The sequence below is a fragment of the Nocardia sp. JW2 genome (genome assembly GCF_051843015.1).
GTDB lineage: Bacteria > Actinomycetota > Actinomycetes > Mycobacteriales > Mycobacteriaceae > Nocardia > Nocardia coubleae.
Map to the genome: position 1 here is coordinate 1 of NZ_JBPXLK010000038.1, position 14,430 is coordinate 14,430.

Annotated in this window: 19 protein-coding genes; 11 read left to right on the forward strand and 8 right to left on the reverse strand. The window is 69.3% G+C overall.

Annotation, left to right across the window (positions count from 1 at the left end; translation table 11 throughout):
* Positions 1-118: 118 nt before the first annotated feature.
* From ACSVDM_RS29290 to ACSVDM_RS29300, 3 genes are read right to left on the reverse strand one after another with little or no spacing between them, the layout of a single operon-like run.
* Positions 119-655, reverse strand: a complete 537-nt coding sequence (locus ACSVDM_RS29290; RefSeq protein ID WP_067645012.1) for a DMP19 family protein — start codon at positions 653-655, stop codon at positions 119-121.
* A gap of 9 nt (positions 656-664) precedes the next feature.
* On the reverse strand, positions 665-1,228 hold the full coding sequence (locus tag ACSVDM_RS29295) for a nicotinamidase (protein ID WP_439268969.1): 564 nt from the start codon (positions 1,226-1,228) through the stop codon (positions 665-667).
* Positions 1,229-1,285: 57 nt separating this feature from the next.
* Positions 1,286-2,599, reverse strand: a complete 1,314-nt coding sequence (locus ACSVDM_RS29300; RefSeq protein ID WP_439268970.1) for a nicotinate phosphoribosyltransferase — start codon at positions 2,597-2,599, stop codon at positions 1,286-1,288.
* Positions 2,600-2,660: 61 nt separating this feature from the next.
* Between ACSVDM_RS29300 and clpS the strand changes: the two genes are divergently transcribed.
* The 10 genes from clpS to rdgB all read left to right on the forward strand — a co-directional run bounded on the left by clpS (position 2,661) and on the right by rdgB (position 9,557).
* Positions 2,661-3,011, forward strand: coding sequence for an ATP-dependent Clp protease adapter ClpS (gene clpS, locus ACSVDM_RS29305; RefSeq protein ID WP_067498269.1), 351 nt, complete (start codon positions 2,661-2,663; stop codon positions 3,009-3,011).
* Positions 3,012-3,030: 19 nt separating this feature from the next.
* Positions 3,031-3,600, forward strand: a complete 570-nt coding sequence (gene aosR / locus ACSVDM_RS29310; RefSeq protein ID WP_439268971.1) for an oxidative stress transcriptional regulator AosR — start codon at positions 3,031-3,033, stop codon at positions 3,598-3,600.
* Positions 3,600-4,646, forward strand: a complete 1,047-nt coding sequence (locus tag ACSVDM_RS29315; RefSeq protein ID WP_439268972.1) for a P1 family peptidase — start codon at positions 3,600-3,602, stop codon at positions 4,644-4,646. Before aosR ends, ACSVDM_RS29315 begins: the two co-directional genes overlap by 1 nt.
* 90 nt (positions 4,647-4,736) lie before the next feature.
* Positions 4,737-5,156, forward strand: a complete 420-nt coding sequence (locus ACSVDM_RS29320; RefSeq protein ID WP_067644997.1) for a Mov34/MPN/PAD-1 family protein — start codon at positions 4,737-4,739, stop codon at positions 5,154-5,156.
* A gap of 36 nt (positions 5,157-5,192) precedes the next feature.
* The gene (locus tag ACSVDM_RS29325) at positions 5,193-5,468 is read left to right on the forward strand and encodes a MoaD/ThiS family protein (RefSeq protein ID WP_067498283.1); all 276 of its coding nucleotides are present in this window, start codon (positions 5,193-5,195) and stop codon (positions 5,466-5,468) included.
* 4 nt (positions 5,469-5,472) lie between these two features.
* Positions 5,473-6,435: a PLP-dependent cysteine synthase family protein gene (locus ACSVDM_RS29330; protein WP_067498286.1), complete on the forward strand. Its 963-nt coding sequence runs from the start codon at positions 5,473-5,475 to the stop codon at positions 6,433-6,435.
* Positions 6,436-6,576: 141 nt separating this feature from the next.
* Complete coding sequence (locus ACSVDM_RS29335) at positions 6,577-7,281, forward strand: rhomboid family intramembrane serine protease (protein WP_439268973.1); 705 nt, start codon at positions 6,577-6,579, stop codon at positions 7,279-7,281.
* Between the two features lie 69 nt (positions 7,282-7,350).
* A complete protein-coding gene (locus ACSVDM_RS29340; RefSeq protein WP_067498289.1) occupies positions 7,351-8,115 on the forward strand; it encodes a cyclic nucleotide-degrading phosphodiesterase in 765 nt (254 codons plus the stop codon).
* 69 nt (positions 8,116-8,184) lie between these two features.
* Complete coding sequence (rph, locus tag ACSVDM_RS29345; protein ID WP_067644972.1) at positions 8,185-8,949, forward strand: ribonuclease PH; 765 nt, start codon at positions 8,185-8,187, stop codon at positions 8,947-8,949.
* 2 nt (positions 8,950-8,951) lie between these two features.
* Positions 8,952-9,557, forward strand: a complete 606-nt coding sequence (gene rdgB, locus ACSVDM_RS29350) for an RdgB/HAM1 family non-canonical purine NTP pyrophosphatase (RefSeq protein ID WP_357153178.1) — start codon at positions 8,952-8,954, stop codon at positions 9,555-9,557.
* A 170-nt stretch (positions 9,558-9,727) separates the two neighbouring features.
* On the opposite strand, the gene ACSVDM_RS29355 is transcribed toward rdgB, so the two are convergent.
* The 3 genes from ACSVDM_RS29355 to ACSVDM_RS29365 all read right to left on the reverse strand — a co-directional run bounded on the left by ACSVDM_RS29355 (position 9,728) and on the right by ACSVDM_RS29365 (position 11,554).
* Positions 9,728-10,099: a DUF3817 domain-containing protein gene (locus ACSVDM_RS29355; protein WP_084457589.1), complete on the reverse strand. Its 372-nt coding sequence runs from the start codon at positions 10,097-10,099 to the stop codon at positions 9,728-9,730.
* Positions 10,096-10,524, reverse strand: a complete 429-nt coding sequence (locus ACSVDM_RS29360; RefSeq protein ID WP_439268974.1) for a transcriptional regulator — start codon at positions 10,522-10,524, stop codon at positions 10,096-10,098. The genes ACSVDM_RS29355 and ACSVDM_RS29360 overlap by 4 nt, the downstream gene beginning before the upstream one ends.
* A 73-nt stretch (positions 10,525-10,597) precedes the next feature.
* On the reverse strand, positions 10,598-11,554 hold the full coding sequence (locus tag ACSVDM_RS29365; protein WP_067498398.1) for a GlxA family transcriptional regulator: 957 nt from the start codon (positions 11,552-11,554) through the stop codon (positions 10,598-10,600).
* 106 nt (positions 11,555-11,660) lie between these two features.
* On the opposite strand from ACSVDM_RS29365, the gene ACSVDM_RS29370 reads away from it, so the two are divergent.
* Positions 11,661-12,599 carry an NADP-dependent oxidoreductase gene (locus ACSVDM_RS29370; RefSeq protein WP_439268975.1) on the forward strand — a complete coding sequence of 313 codons (939 nt, stop codon included), beginning with the start codon at positions 11,661-11,663 and terminating at the stop codon, positions 12,597-12,599.
* On the opposite strand, the gene ACSVDM_RS29375 is transcribed toward ACSVDM_RS29370, so the two are convergent.
* Positions 12,587-13,462, reverse strand: a complete 876-nt coding sequence (locus ACSVDM_RS29375) for an oxidoreductase (RefSeq protein WP_439268976.1) — start codon at positions 13,460-13,462, stop codon at positions 12,587-12,589. The genes ACSVDM_RS29370 and ACSVDM_RS29375 overlap by 13 nt on opposite strands.
* A 39-nt stretch (positions 13,463-13,501) precedes the next feature.
* Positions 13,502-14,416 carry a sigma-70 family RNA polymerase sigma factor gene (locus ACSVDM_RS29380; protein WP_439268977.1) on the reverse strand — a complete coding sequence of 305 codons (915 nt, stop codon included), beginning with the start codon at positions 14,414-14,416 and terminating at the stop codon, positions 13,502-13,504.
* Positions 14,417-14,430 lie beyond the last annotated feature (14 nt).

The following is a 14,430-nucleotide window of genomic DNA, read 5'->3' on the forward strand; positions in this document are numbered from 1 at the left end:
CTTCGAGCGCTGTTCGCGCGGCCGGGCCGCTGCGCCGCTTCGCGGCGGACCCTCCTCGAGGTCGGGTCGTGCGGGGTCGGGAATGCGGTCATGGCGGATTGGGGGTGTGCTCGCGGCGTTATCGGTCCTGGACGAAGTCGTTCAGGTTGGTGCGGATGTAGGTGAGGACGCGTTCTTCGAAGTCGGCGGGTTCGTTGATGTCGTAGATCTCGTCGGGGTCGTCGGCGCGGTCGCCGGTGGGGCGGCGGATCTGGTCGGGTTCGGCGAGGGTGCGGTGTTCGTCGTCGAAGAAGCGGTCGAGGGGGTCGTCGGGGGAGTTGGGGGAGGCGTCGCGGGCGGCGAGGACGGCGGCGGCGGCCAGGCGTGGCATGCCTGCGGCACGCAATGCTCTTGTGGCCCAGGGGAGTTCGGTGCGGCGGGTGCGCAGGTAGGTGCTGAAACCGGAATCCAGGACCGTGGTGTGCAGGCTCGTCAGGGCCAGCAGGTGGGCGAAGGCGGGCGGCAACTGGCCGAAGGCGCCGATCCCGGTGCGGTGCAGATCGTCGGCGGCCGGGTTGGCCCAGAAGACGATGTCGGCGGCGTCGTGAATGCTGTCGACCTCGGCCAATGCCTGGGTCAGCCTGTCGCGCGCCTGCGCCGGGAAGCGGTAATCCACACCGTGAGCCTAGGCGGGCACCTCACCGCTCAGCTCGACACCCGCCTCGCGGAGGGTGGTGAGTGCGGTGGCGGTGGTTTCCGGGGCTACCCCCGCGGTGAGGTCGAGCAGGACGGTGGTGTCGAAACCGGCGGTGCGGGCGTCGAGGGCGGTGGCACGCACGCAGTGGTCGGTGGCGATGCCGACCACGTCGACGTGATCGATGTCGCGGGCGCGCAACCATTCGGCGAGGGTGGTTCCGTCGGCCGACGCGCCCTCGAAACCCGAATAGGCGGCACTGTATTCGCCCTTCGAGAACACCTCTTCGACCAGCCCGGTGTCGAGAGCGGGATGGAAATCGGCGCCCGGCGTACCGACCACGCAGTGCGGCGGCCAGGAGTCGACGTAGTCGGGGTTGTCGGAGAAGTGGGCGCCGGGGTCGACATGCCAGTCCCTGGTCGCCACGATCGCGTCGTACTTCTTCGCGGCGACATGGGAGCTGATGGCCGCCGCGACCTTCGCGCCGCCGCGCACAGCCAGCGATCCTCCCTCGCAGAAGTCGTTCTGCACATCCACGATGACCAACCCGCGCATCACACCGTCCTCCCGATCATTGCGTCCATACCATTGTCCCCTCGCGTTCGCGAGGTGTCAGCCGAGGAAAGTGGTCGGGATGGCGGGCTCGCCGTCGGAGAGCTTGAGGCCCTCCCACGGCAGGCTCACCAGACCCTGCGCGACCAGTTCCCGGCTGCGTGCCAGCGTCGCGACGCCGTCGACCGTCTCACCGCCGCGCACCAACGGAACCTGGAGCTCGCGCACCTGGAAACCGTTGGTGGAGGGCGCTTCTCCCGCGGCCGGGTAGACGATCTCCTCGACGATGGTCCCAGTGGCCCGCGCCAGCCGCACCGCCTTCTTCGCCCCGCCACGCGACTCCTTGTGGCTGCTGCGTTTGGCGACCGGGATCCCGTCGACCTCCACGAGCTTGAACACCATGCCCGCCGTCGGCGCACCGGAACCGGTGACCAAGGAGGTGCCGACGCCGTACACGTCGACCGGTTCGGCGCGTAGGGCGGCGATGGCGTACTCGTCGAGATCGCCGGAGACGACGATGCGGGTGCCGGTGGCGCCGAGCGCGTCGAGCTGATCGCGCACCTGGCGGGCCAGCACACCAAGCTCGCCGGAATCGATCCGCACACCACCCAGTTCGGGCCCGGCCACCTCGATGGCGGTGGCGACGCCACGGGTGATGTCGAAGGTGTCGACCAGCAGCGTCGTCCCGATGCCGAGCGCCTCGACCTGGCTGCGGAAGGCGGCCGCCTCGTGTTCGCCGTCGGCGCCGCTGTGTAGCAGGGTGAAGGCGTGCGCGCTGGTGCCCGCGCCCGGCACACCGAAGCTGCGCACCGCCTCGAGGTTGGAGGTCGCGTCGAAGCCGGCCAGGTAGGCGGCCCGCGAACTCGACGGCGCGGCCAGTTCGTGGGTGCGCCGCGAACCCATCTCGATCATTCGGCGCCCGGCCGCGGCGCTCACCATCCGCGCGGCGGCCGAGGCGATGGCGCTGTCGTGATTGAAGATCGACAGGACAAGCGTCTCGAGCACCACGCATTCGGCGAAGCTGCCGCGCACGGTGAGGATCGGTGAACCGGGGAAGTACAGCTCGCCCTCGGCGTAGCCGTCGATATCGCCGGTGAAGCGATATTCGCGCAACCAGTCGACGGTGGCCGGGTCCAGGAATTTCTCGGCGATCGCCAGCTCCTCGGCGCCGAACCGGAAGCGGGTGAGGGCCTCGAGCAGCCGCCCGGTGCCCGCCACCACGCCGTAGCGGCGGCCGTGCGGCAAGCGTCTGGCGAACACCTCGAAGGTGCACCGCCGCTGCGCCGAACCGTCGGCGAGCGCGGCGGCGAGCATGGTCAGTTCGTACTGGTCGGTCAGCAGCGCGGTGCTCGCTGACTCGTCACGGATCTGCACACCCGAAACTCTAGTCACGGCGGGTGTTGTATCTGGGTGGCCTCGTCGTACCCTGGGGTTTATGGCCCTGTGCAATTCCGTTCGAGCCGGCGCCGTCACCGACGCCGTGAACGCCGCACTGTCGGCGCCACAGGCGACGCCGGAGGCTACCGAATACACCGAGATCCTGGAGGCCGAGGACCGGCCGTGGGTGACCGTCGTATGGGACGACCCGGTGAATCTCATGCACTACGTCACCTACATATTCCAGAAGCTCTTCGGCTACAGCAAAGCCAAGGCGACCGAGTTGATGCTGCAGGTTCACAACGAGGGCAAGGCCGTGGTGTCGTCGGGTTCGCGCGACAAGATGGAACAGGACGTACGCCGCCTGCACGCGGCGGGCCTGTGGGCAACGATGCAGCGCGACGACTGAGCCTGAGTAACCTGGCCCTGTGCGCAAGTGGAGCAGAAAGAACTCACTCGGTGGTCTCAAGCTTCGATCCGAAATGGACGAGCACGAGGCCACGGTGTTGCGCTCCCTGGTCGCGGCGGTCTCCGGCCTGCTCGCCGACCGCGCCGCCGAGTCGCCCGAGGACGAACTCGCGGCGCTGACCGGGCTGCGCACCGGCAACACCACCCCGCCCGACGACCCGCAACTGCTGCGCCTGCTGCCCGATTTCCACCGCGCCGAACCCGGTTCGCCCGACGCCGAACGCGCCGGCCTCAACAGCGCGCTGCGCAGCCTGCACGAACCCGAGATCATCGACGCGAAACTGGCCGCGGGGCGGGTGGTGATGGACAGCTGCCCCGAGGACGGCGGCAAGATCGTGCTCACCCCCGAGCAGGCCGACGCCTGGCTCACCGCGCTCACCGACGTGCGCCTGGCACTGGGCACCCTGCTCGACATCGACGACGACACGCCCGACCACTTCGACCCCGACGATCCGCGCGCCCCGCATCTGGACGTCTACCACTGGCTGACCTGGATGCAGGATTCGCTGCTGCAGGCATTGGCGCCCTGATGCGCGGCGTTCCCGGTCCACGCAACGCGATCACCGACGTCACCGGTGTGCTGGTCGGTCATCATCATGTGCTCGACGACGAGGTGAGCCTCGGGTCGGGTGCCGCGACGGGGTGCACGGTGGTGCGGTTGCCCGGCGGTGCGGTCGCCTCCGTCGACGTGCGCGGCGGCGGGCCTGGCACCCGCGAAACCGACCTGCTGGACCCGGCCAACACCGTGCGCCGCGTCAACGCGGTGCTGCTCACCGGTGGCAGCGCCTACGGCCTGGCCGCCGCCGACGGGGTGATGCGCTGGGCCGAGGAACACGGCGAGGGCATCCCGATGAGCCCGACCGACCCGAGCCGGGTGGTGCCGATCGTGCCGGGCGCGGTGATCTTCGACCTGCCGGTCGGCGCGTGGGACATCCGGCCCGACGCGGACTTCGGTTTCCGCGCCGCCGAAGCCGCCTCGACGGACTTCGCCCGAGGGACCGTCGGTGCCGGGGTGGGCGCGCAGGCGGGTGCGCTCAAAGGCGGAATCGGTTCGGCCAGTGTGGTTCTCGACAACGGCGTCACCGTCGGCGCGATCGTCGTGGCCAATCCGGTCGGTTCGGTGGTCGACCCGCGCACCGGTCTGCCGTGGGGTGCGGGCACCGACGGGCCCGACTTCTTCGACCTGCGGCACGGCACGCCCGCCGAGCTCGCCGCCCTGGCCGCGCTGCCCGGTAAGAGCACTGTGCTCAACACCACGATCGGCGTCGTCGCCACCGACGCGGTACTCGACCCGGTCGGTTGCCGCAGGCTGGCGGCCACCGCTCACGACGGCCTGGCCCGCGCCATCCGGCCCGTGCACTCGCCGCTCGACGGTGACACGCTGTTCGCGGTGTCGACCGGTGCCGTGCAGGTCCCTTCGGGTCCGCTACCTGCGGCTTTCCCCTCGGATCTGCTGCTGCTCGACGAGTTGTGCACCGCCGCGGCGGTCGTCGTGGAACGGGCGGTCGTCGATGCCGTCCTCGCCGCTACTTCCGTCGCGGGCATTCCCGCCTACCGCGACTTGTTCCCGCGCTGAACCCGGCGCGCGGGCGGGACCGGAATTCGGTCGGGCGGAATACCCGAATAGGGTGTGGGCGTTGTGCCGGATTGTGGAAAGGGTCGACAAGTGCTGGTGATCAGAGCCGATCTCGTTGACGCGATGGTTGCCCACGCGCGCGCCGACCACCCCGACGAGGCCTGCGGTGTGATCGCGGGCCCCGAAGGCAGTGATCGCCCCGAACGCTTCGTCGCGATGATCAACGCCGAACGCTCCCCGACGTTCTACCGGTTCGATTCCGGGGAACAACTGCGGGTATGGCGGGAGATGGACGACGCGGACGAGGTTCCCGTCGTCGTGTACCACTCGCACACCGCCACCGAGGCCTACCCGAGCCGCACCGATATCTCCTACGCCGGCGAACCGGACGCGCACTACGTGCTGATCTCCACCCGCGATCCGCACGAGCACGAACTGCGCAGCTACCGCATCGTCGACGGCGAGGTCACCGAGGAACCGGTGCGCATCGTCGAGTCCTACGACGCCTGACAACCCCAGAACAAGTCATCACCCCGAGGAGTCCCCATGCCGGTAACCGTGTCCATCCCGACCATCATGCGTGGTCTCACCGGAGGTGAGAAGCGAGTCCAGGGCGAAGGCGACACCCTGTCCGCGCTCATCGACAACCTCGAGGCCAACCATCCCGGGCTGGCCGAGCGGCTGCTCAAGGACGGCAAGCTGAACCGCTACGTCAACATCTACGTCGACGACGAGGATGTGCGCTTCGCCGGCGGGCTCGACGCGGAGGTCCCCGCCGGAGCGTCGGTCACCATCCTGCCCGCGGTCGCCGGCGGCGCGTGACCTCGTGGCCCGCTACGAATCGCTGATCGCGACCCTCGGCAACACGCCGCTCGTCGGGCTGCGCACCCTCTCACCCCAGTGGGACGGTGACGACCACGTCCGGCTGTGGGCCAAGCTCGAGGACCGCAACCCCACCGGGTCGATCAAGGATCGCCCCGCGTTGCGGATGATCGAACAGGCCGAGGCCGACGGGCGGCTCACGCCCGGCTGCACCATTCTGGAACCCACCAGTGGCAACACCGGGATCTCGCTGGCCATGGCGGCCAAGCTCAAGGGGTACCGGATCGTCTGCGTGATGCCGGAGAACACCTCGGTGGAGCGACGTCAGCTGCTCACCATGTTCGGTGCCGAGATCATCGATTCCCCGGCCGCCGGTGGGTCGAATCAGGCTGTGGCGCTTGCCAAGCAGATCGCCGAGGAGAACCCGGACTGGGTGATGCTGTACCAGTACGGCAATCCGGCCAACGCACTCGCGCACTACGAGACCACCGGGCCCGAACTGCTGGCCGACCTGCCCGAGATCACGCATTTCGTGGCGGGGCTCGGCACCACCGGGACGCTGATGGGTACCGGGCGGTACCTGCGTGAGCAGGTGCCCGATATCGAGATCGTCGCCGCCGAGCCGCGCTACGGCGAGCTGGTCTACGGCCTGCGCAACATCGACGAAGGCTTCATCCCCGAGCTCTACGACGAGAAGGTGCTCACCACCCGGTTCTCCGTCGGGCCATACGACGCCGTGCGGCGGACCAGGGAACTCGTCGGCGAGGAAGGGATCTTCGCGGGCATTTCGACCGGCGCGATCCTGCACGCGGCGCTCGGGATCGCGAAGAAGGCGCAGAAGGCCGGGCGGCGGGCGGATATCGCGTTCGTGGTTGCCGACGGTGGCTGGAAGTACCTGTCGACGGGGGCTTACGACGGGACGCTCGACGAGGCGGAGGAGAAGCTCGAAGGGCAGCTCTGGGCGTAGTCCCATGAGGTGCGGAGCCGGGTGCGTTTGTGAACGTGCCCGGCTCTTTCCGTCGGTTCGATGGGATCTACCGGAGCAACGCGCAAGACGTGCGGCGGTACCCTCGTGGGGTGGGCGACGTCGGCCCGGCCGTTGGAGGCGATGACAGTGAGCGGTGGGGTTGGGGCCTCGTTCGATCCGGAGCGTGTTCGGGGGCTGGGCAGTGGCGGTTCGTCCGGGCGTCGGGGTGGGTCGGTGGTGTCGGCCGCGGTGGGGATCGTCGGGTTCGTGGTGGCGCTGTTCGTCATCGAGGGCGTCGACATGGTGCTGTCCTACGATCGGCCGCCGGGGGCGGCGAACGAGCTCGACGGTGCGGGGATCGAACCGCGTGCGGTGAGTGGGCTCGACGGGATTCTGTGGGCGCCGCTGTTGCACGGTGGGTGGGACCACCTGCTGGCCAACAGCCTGCCGTTGCTCGTGCTCGGGTTCATCGTGCTGCTCTCGGGGATCGGTCGCGGCATCGCCGCCACGGCGATCATCTGGGTGATCGCGGGGGTGGGGACGTGGCTGACGGGGCAGACCGGAAGCGTGCACATCGGTGCGTCCTCGATTGTGTTCGGGTGGCTCACCTATCTGATCTGCCGGGGATGGTTCGCGCGCAATGTCGGGCAGATCGCGGTGGGGCTGGTGATCTTCCTGATCTACGGGTCGATGCTGTGGGGCGTGCTGCCCACGGACCCCCGAATTTCTTGGCAGGGGCATCTTTTCGGGGCGGTGGGTGGAGTGCTGGCGGGCTGGGTACTCTCTGGTGATGAACGTCGACGCCGCCGTGAAGCATCGGTCGGCCGCGCACTACCAACGCGGTAACCGGGGATCCGGTCTGGAGAATGGGGGGATCCTGCAGTGAGTACCAGCCCGTCGTGGCAGCATGAGGGCATGCGCCTTACCGTCCTCGGGTGCTCGGGCAGTGTGTCCGGCCCGGACTCCCCAGCGTCGGGGTACCTGTTGACCGGCCCGGATATGCGTCCGACCGTCATCGACTTCGGGCCGGGCGTGTTCGGCGCACTGCAGAAGCACCTGAACCCCGGCGATGTCGACATCTTCCTCACACATCTGCACGCGGATCACTGCCTCGACCTGCCCGCCCTGCTCGTGTGGCGTCGATACCACCCCAATCCGCCCACCGGCAAGGCCCTGGTCCGTGGCCCGTCCGACGCTGCCTTACGCATCGGCAACGCCTCGGCCGAGATCGGTGGCGAAACCGACGACTGGTCCGACGTGATCGACTCCCAGGCGTGGACCGAGAACGTCCCCGTCCCGTTCGGCCCCGGTCACACGGTCGAAGCGCGCCGCATGTACCACCCGCCGGAGTCCTACGGCCTGCGCATCACCGCCGCGAGCGGCCGCGTGTTCGTCTACACCGGTGACACCGCCATGTGCGACGCCGTCGTCGAACTCGCCCAGGGTGCCGACGTGCTGATGGCCGAGGCGTCCTGGACCCACGATCCCGCGAATCGTCCTCCCGGCATTCACCTTTCGGGCACCGAGGCGGGCGAGATCGCCACCCGCTCGGGCGCCAAGGAACTGCTGCTCACCCATATCCCGCCGTGGACCTCGCGCGAAGACGTCATCGCCGAGGCCAAAGCGGCCTTCGCGGGCCCGGTCCACGCGGTCGCACCGGGCGAGACCTTCGACCTGTAGCGCCACGGCCCCGGCACCTCGACGAGGGGCCGCGAACACGGACGCACGCCGACGGGCATAATCCCTACCGTGTCGAGACGAGCCGATGGTAGGGCGGATGACGAACTCCGCGAGGTCAAGATCACCCGAGGATTCACCTCGCACCCGGCCGGGTCGGTGCTGGTGGAATTCGGGCAGACCAGGGTGATGTGCACCGCCAGCGTCACCGAGGGGGTGCCACCGTGGCGGCGCGACTCGGGCCTGGGCTGGCTCACCGCCGAATACGCGATGCTGCCCGCCGCCACCCACACCCGCAGCGGGCGTGAATCGGTGAAGGGCAAGGTCGGCGGCCGCACCCAGGAGATCAGCAGGCTGATCGGCCGCTCGCTGCGCGCGTGCATCGACCTGGCCGCGCTCGGCGAGAACACCATCGCGCTGGACTGCGACGTGCTGCAGGCCGACGGCGGCACCCGGACCGCCGCCATCACCGGCGCCTACGTCGCGCTCAGCGACGCCGTCACCTACCTGGCCGCCGCGGGCAAACTGGCCGACCCGCAACCGATCTCGTGCATGATCGCCGCGGTGAGCGTCGGCGTCGTCGACGGCCGGGTGCGCCTGGACCTGCCGTACGAAGAGGATTCGCGCGCCGAGGTCGACATGAACGTGGTCGCCACCGACACCGGAACCCTCGTCGAGATCCAGGGCACCGGCGAAGGCGCCACCTTCCCCCGCTCCACCCTGGACAAGCTGCTCGATTCGGCGCTGGTCGGCTGCGAGGAGCTGTTCGCGATCCAGAAGGCCGCCCTCGCCCTGCCCTACCCGGGTGAGCTGCCCGAGCCGGTGGGGAAGAAGTAGCCGTGGGCACGCGCGTGCTGGTCGCCAGCCGAAATGCCAAGAAGCTGAAGGAATTGCGCCGCATCCTCGACGACGCGGGTGTCGCCGGGATCGAATTGGTGAGCCTCGACGACGTGCCGCCCTACGAGGAGGCCCCCGAAATCGGCGCCACCTTCGAGGAGAACGCGATCGCCAAGGCGCGTGACGGTGCTGTCGCGACCGGATTGCCCTGTGTGGCAGACGATTCCGGTATCGAGGTGGATGCCCTCAACGGGATGCCCGGTGTGCTGTCGGCCCGTTGGGCCGGCCGCCACGGCGACGACGAGGCCAACAACGCCCTGCTGCTCGGTCAGCTCGGCGATGTCCCCGACGAACGGCGCACCGCCCGCTTCGTCTCGACCTGCGCCCTCGTCCTGCCCGACGGCACCACCACGGTGGTCCGTGGCGAATGGCCCGGCACCATCGCCCGCGAACCACAGGGTGAGGGCGGCTTCGGCTACGACCCGCTCTTCCACCCTGACGGCGGCCCCCGCAGCGCCGCCGACCTCACCCCCGCGGAAAAAGACGCCGCCTCCCACCGAGGCCGCGCCCTCACCCAGCTCCTCCCCGCCCTGGCGGCCCTGGCCTGAGTTCCACGATCACCACGCTCTGGTGGTGGAACCCACGCGGCCGATGCCGCCATGAGGGCCACGCGTCCAGTCGAGGGCGCTCGGCATCGATCTAGATCACCACGCCGTGGTGGCGGAGGCTACTCGCGAGATGCCGTCACCACGGCGTGGTGATCGTGAGTCCAGGAACCTCAGAGGTTGTACTGGGCTTTGACGTCTTTGGCGTTGCGGTGCTCGACGAAGAAGGAGAGCAGGGGGATGGTGCCCGCGATGAGGGTGCCGACGGTGCGGGCGATGGGCCAGCGGACTTTGACCGCGAGGTCGGCGGTGACCAGCAGGTAGGCGAAGTACACCCAGCCGTGCACGAGCGCGATCCAGCGCGGGGTGTCCATGCCGAAGCCGTACTGGGCGATCATCTCGGCGGTGAGCAGCAGCAGCCACAGACCGGTGAACCAGGCGAGGGCGCGGTAGCGCAGCAGCGCGGAGGCGATCTTGGCGTTGTCCGCCGGTGCGCCGGTAGCCGGTTTGTCCAGCGACGGTGCGGTGGTGTTGTTGTCGGTCACCCGGCGTTCCTCTCAGGGGCGTGCAGACCGGCGGTGCGGGTCTGCGCATCGATATCGCTGGCGTGCAATCGCGCCAGGTACTGGTTGTAGGCGGCGGTCTCCGGGTCGTCCGCGGCGGCGGCCTTGGGCCGTTCGGGCAGGATTCCGGCCGGAATCTCGCGCGGCGCCTCGGCCTTGCTCGCGCGCGGCGCGGCAGGCTCGCCCGCCTCGCGTTCGAGACGCACGAACCTGACGTAGGCGAACACCGCGAACGCCGCGAACAGCGGCCACTGCAGCGCGTACCCGAGGTTCTGCCCTGTCCCGGTCGCGGAATCGAACCGTTCCCACTGCCACCAGGCCAGTGCGAGACAGCCGAGCGCGACCACGATGACCAGCGCGATCAGCGCGGGCCGGTTGTACGCCGGGCGGGAAGGTCGATCGGACACACAACAACGGTACCTGCCTACTACACGTTGCGTAGGAGCAGGTCGTGGCCCACAAACCCGGTCGAGGCAGGCGTCACAGCTGCGCGGCGCGGAAGGTGTGGCGGTAGGTGGTGGGGGAGACGCCGATGGTGGTGGCGAGATGCTGGCGCAGGGAGGCGGCGGTGCCGAGGCCCGACTCGGCCGCGACGCGGTCGATGGGCAGGTCGGTGGCCTCGAGCAGGTGACGGGCCAGGTCCACGCGCTGGCGGGTGAGCCACTGGCCGGGCGGGAGGCCGGTTTCCTCGCGGAAGCGGCGGCAGAAGGTGCGCACACTCATCCGGGCGTGGGCGGCGAGTTCGGCCAGTGACAGGGGGCGGTCGAGGTGGGTGAGCGCCCAGGCGCGGGTATCGGCGGTGCTCGCGGTCCCCGATTCGGGCATCGGCCGATCGATGAACTGGGCCTGACCGCCCTCGCGCCACGGTGGCACGATGCACAGCCGCGCCACCCGGTTGGCGACGGCGCTGCCGTGGTCGCTGCGCAGCAGGTGCAGGCACAGGTCGATGCCCGCCGCGCTGCCCGCGGCGGTGAGGATGCGCCCGTCGTCGACGAACAGCACGTCGGCGTCCATGCGCACCCGGGGGAACTCACGGCGGAACCGTTCGGCCTGGTTCCAATGGGTGGTCGCCGGTCTGCCGTCGAGCAATCCGAGCGTGGCCAGCACGAACGCCGAGGTACAGAAGCTCACCACCCGGGTCTGCGGGCGCCGCAACGCGTCGGCCACCTTCTCGGGTAGGCGATAGCTCGCGTGGTCGTCGCATTCGTTGAACGGCGGGATGACGACGATGTCGGCGTCGTCGAGCGCACTGCTGTCCCACTCCACCGCGATCGTGAAGTCGGCGTTCGTGCGTACCGGCGCGCCGTCGAGGCTGCAGGTGCGGATCTCGTAGAGCGGGCTGCCGTCCGCCGCGACCGCCGTCCCGAAGATGCGGGCCGGGATCCCGAGTTCGAAGGGATACACGCCGTCCAGGGCCAGAACCACCACGCGCTGCATGGCAAGATCCTTGCACATATTGGCCTCTCTGCCACTCGTCGGCTTCCCCGATGCCCGGCATTGTCTTTCCCGTACGGAAACGGCAACGCGCACAGAAGGAATCGACATGCGGGCAATCGGACAGGACACCTTCGGCGGACCCGAGGTGCTGCGGGTGATCGACGTCGACCGGCCGGAACCCGGCCCGGCGGAAGTGCTGATCCGGGTACACGCGGCGGGTGTGAACCCGACCGACTCCTGGCATCGCGCCCTCGGCGGGCTGCGGGGCGCGATCACCCCGCTCGGCTGGGATGTGTCCGGTGTCGTCGAGGCGGTGGGCCTCGGCGTCACCTTGTTCGCCCCGGGCGATGAGGTGTTCGGCATGCCACGACACCCGCACCCGGCCGCAACGTACGCCGAGTACGTCACCGCGCCGGCCCGCCATCTCGCCCACAAGCCCACGAGCCTGAGCCATCTCGAGGCGGGCGGTCTGCCGCTGGTCGCACTCACCGCGTGGCAGGCGCTGGTCGACACCGCCGATGTGCGGCCGGGGCAGCGTGTGCTGGTCCACGCCGCGGCGGGCGGTGTCGGACAGGCGGCGGTGCAGATCGCGAAAGCGCGCGGTGCCCATGTGGTCGGCACGGCGCGCGCCGACAACCACGAGTTCGTCCGCGGCCTGGGCGCCGACGAGGTGATCGACTACACCACAACGGCTTTCGAGGAAGTGGCCCGCGACATCGACGTGGTGGTCGACACCATCGGCGGCGAATACGGGCCACGCTCGCTGCGCACGCTCCGGCCGGGCGGCATCGTGGTCTCCCTCGCCTCGCCCGCCGAGGCCGCGCTCGCCGACATCGCGCGTCCGCTGGGGTTGCGGGCCCAGTTCATGATCGTCGAGGCCGATCGCGCCGGCATGCTCGCGATCGCGGATCTGGCCCGCGAGGGTGCCCTGCGTGTGCACGTGGACACCGTGGTGCCGCTGGAGTCGGCGAGCAAGGCGCACGAGATCGCCGACACCCAGCGCACGCGGGGCAAGATCGTGCTCGAGGTCGCTCAGAACTTGTAGGCGACGCCCGTCATCCGCTCCGATTCCTCCCAGAGGCGCCGCAACAGTTCGGGATTGCGCGACAGCGAACTCGACGGGCACGCCTCGACCGGACCCTGCGACTGCATGAGCCGGTTCGGACCCCAGTAGACGGTGGGATCGGCGTCGGGTTCGGTCGCGGCGAAGAGGGTGGAGTGGGCGGCCTTGGCGGGCGGGTGGCCGATGAGGCGGATGACCGGCTTGCTCACCCGGTCCAGCAGGGTCTCGGTGCGGGCGAACAGGTCGGTCGCCGAGACGCCGGGGTGCACCGCGTAGGACTTCTGCTTCGCACCAGCCTCGCCGAGGCGGCGCTGCAGTTCACGGGCGAACATGAGGTTGGCCAGCTTCGCCTGCGCGTAGGCGAGATTGCGCTGGTAGCGACGGTTCTCGTAGTTCAGGTCGTCGATCCAGAGCTTGGGGGTCTGCTTGTGGGCGATGCTGGCCAGGGTCACCACCCGGTCGCGGACGCGGTCGAGCAGTAGACCGGTGAGGGCGAAGTGACCCAGATGGTTCACCCCGAACTGGGTTTCGAACCCGTCGGCCGTCCGCGAGAACGGCACGTTCATCAGGCCCGCGTTGTTGACGAGCACATCGAATTCACCCTGCTGCTCGGCGAATTCGCGCACGGAGGCCAGGTCGGCCAGATCGAGAGCGGCCACCCGCACGTCGCCGGGGATGGCGGCGGCGATCGGTTCGGCCTTGGCCTTGTTGCGACAGGCCATGATCACGGTGGCGCCCTTGGCGGCCAGCACCTTCGTGGTCTCGGCGCCGAGGCCGCCGTTGGCGCCGGTGATCACGCAGGTGCGGCCGGTCTGGTCCGCGATGTCAGCTGGTTTCCATGCCATGCCCCGACCTTACTCTCGAGTAAGATCGATCGGAAGTGGTCAGCCGAGCAACCCGGCCAGCGTACGGGCGCACGCGGGCTTGCGCAGCTTGGTCATGGCCTTCGCCTCGATCTGCCGGGCACGCTCCCGGGAGACACCCAGCTGCGAACCCACTTCCTCCAGCGTGCGGGCCTCACCGCGATCGAGGCCGAAACGCAGCCGGATGACGTCGGATTCACGCTCGGTGAGCCCGGCCAAGGCCGCCTCCACGTACCCGCGGAGCATCCGCTCGGCGACCAGCTCGGCAGGTGGGGGCGCGGTGTCGGGCAGTACCGAGCCGAGTTCGGTGTCCTCCCCGAGCGGCGTTTGCAGCGACACCGGTTCCGCCTCGTGGCGCAGCGCCGCGGTCACCTGGGCGACGGTGAGTTCGGCCCGCTCCGCGATCTCCTCGGCGGTGACCGCCCAGCCGAGCTCGTGGGTCAGCTCGCGACGCACCCGCACGACTTTGTGCAGTACATCGGCCACATTGGACGGCAGCCGGATGGTGCGCCCCTGGTCGGTGAGCGCTCGACCGATGGACTGGCGGATCCAGTAGGTGGCGTAGGTCGACAACTTGAGCCCGCGACGGTGGTCGAACTTGTCCACGGCGCGCATCAAGCCGAGGGTGCCCTCCTGGATCAGGTCGAGCAGCGACATCCCGGTGTTGGTCGGGAAACGACGGGCGATGGACACCACCAGGCGCAGATTCGCCCGAACCATATGGTCTTTCGCGCGCTGACCATCGATCACGCTGCGCTGCAATTCCTTCCGTCGTGCTGCGGAGAGCTCGACTCCCGCCGAGGTGTTCTCATCCAGTTCCGTGCGGGCCTCGACACCCGCGGCGATTCGTGCGGCCAGGGCGTATTCCTGCTCGGCCGTCAGCAGGGGCGTGCGGCTGATGGCGGTGAGGTAGTCGCGGATGGGATCGGTGGTCACAGTCAAGGAGGCTC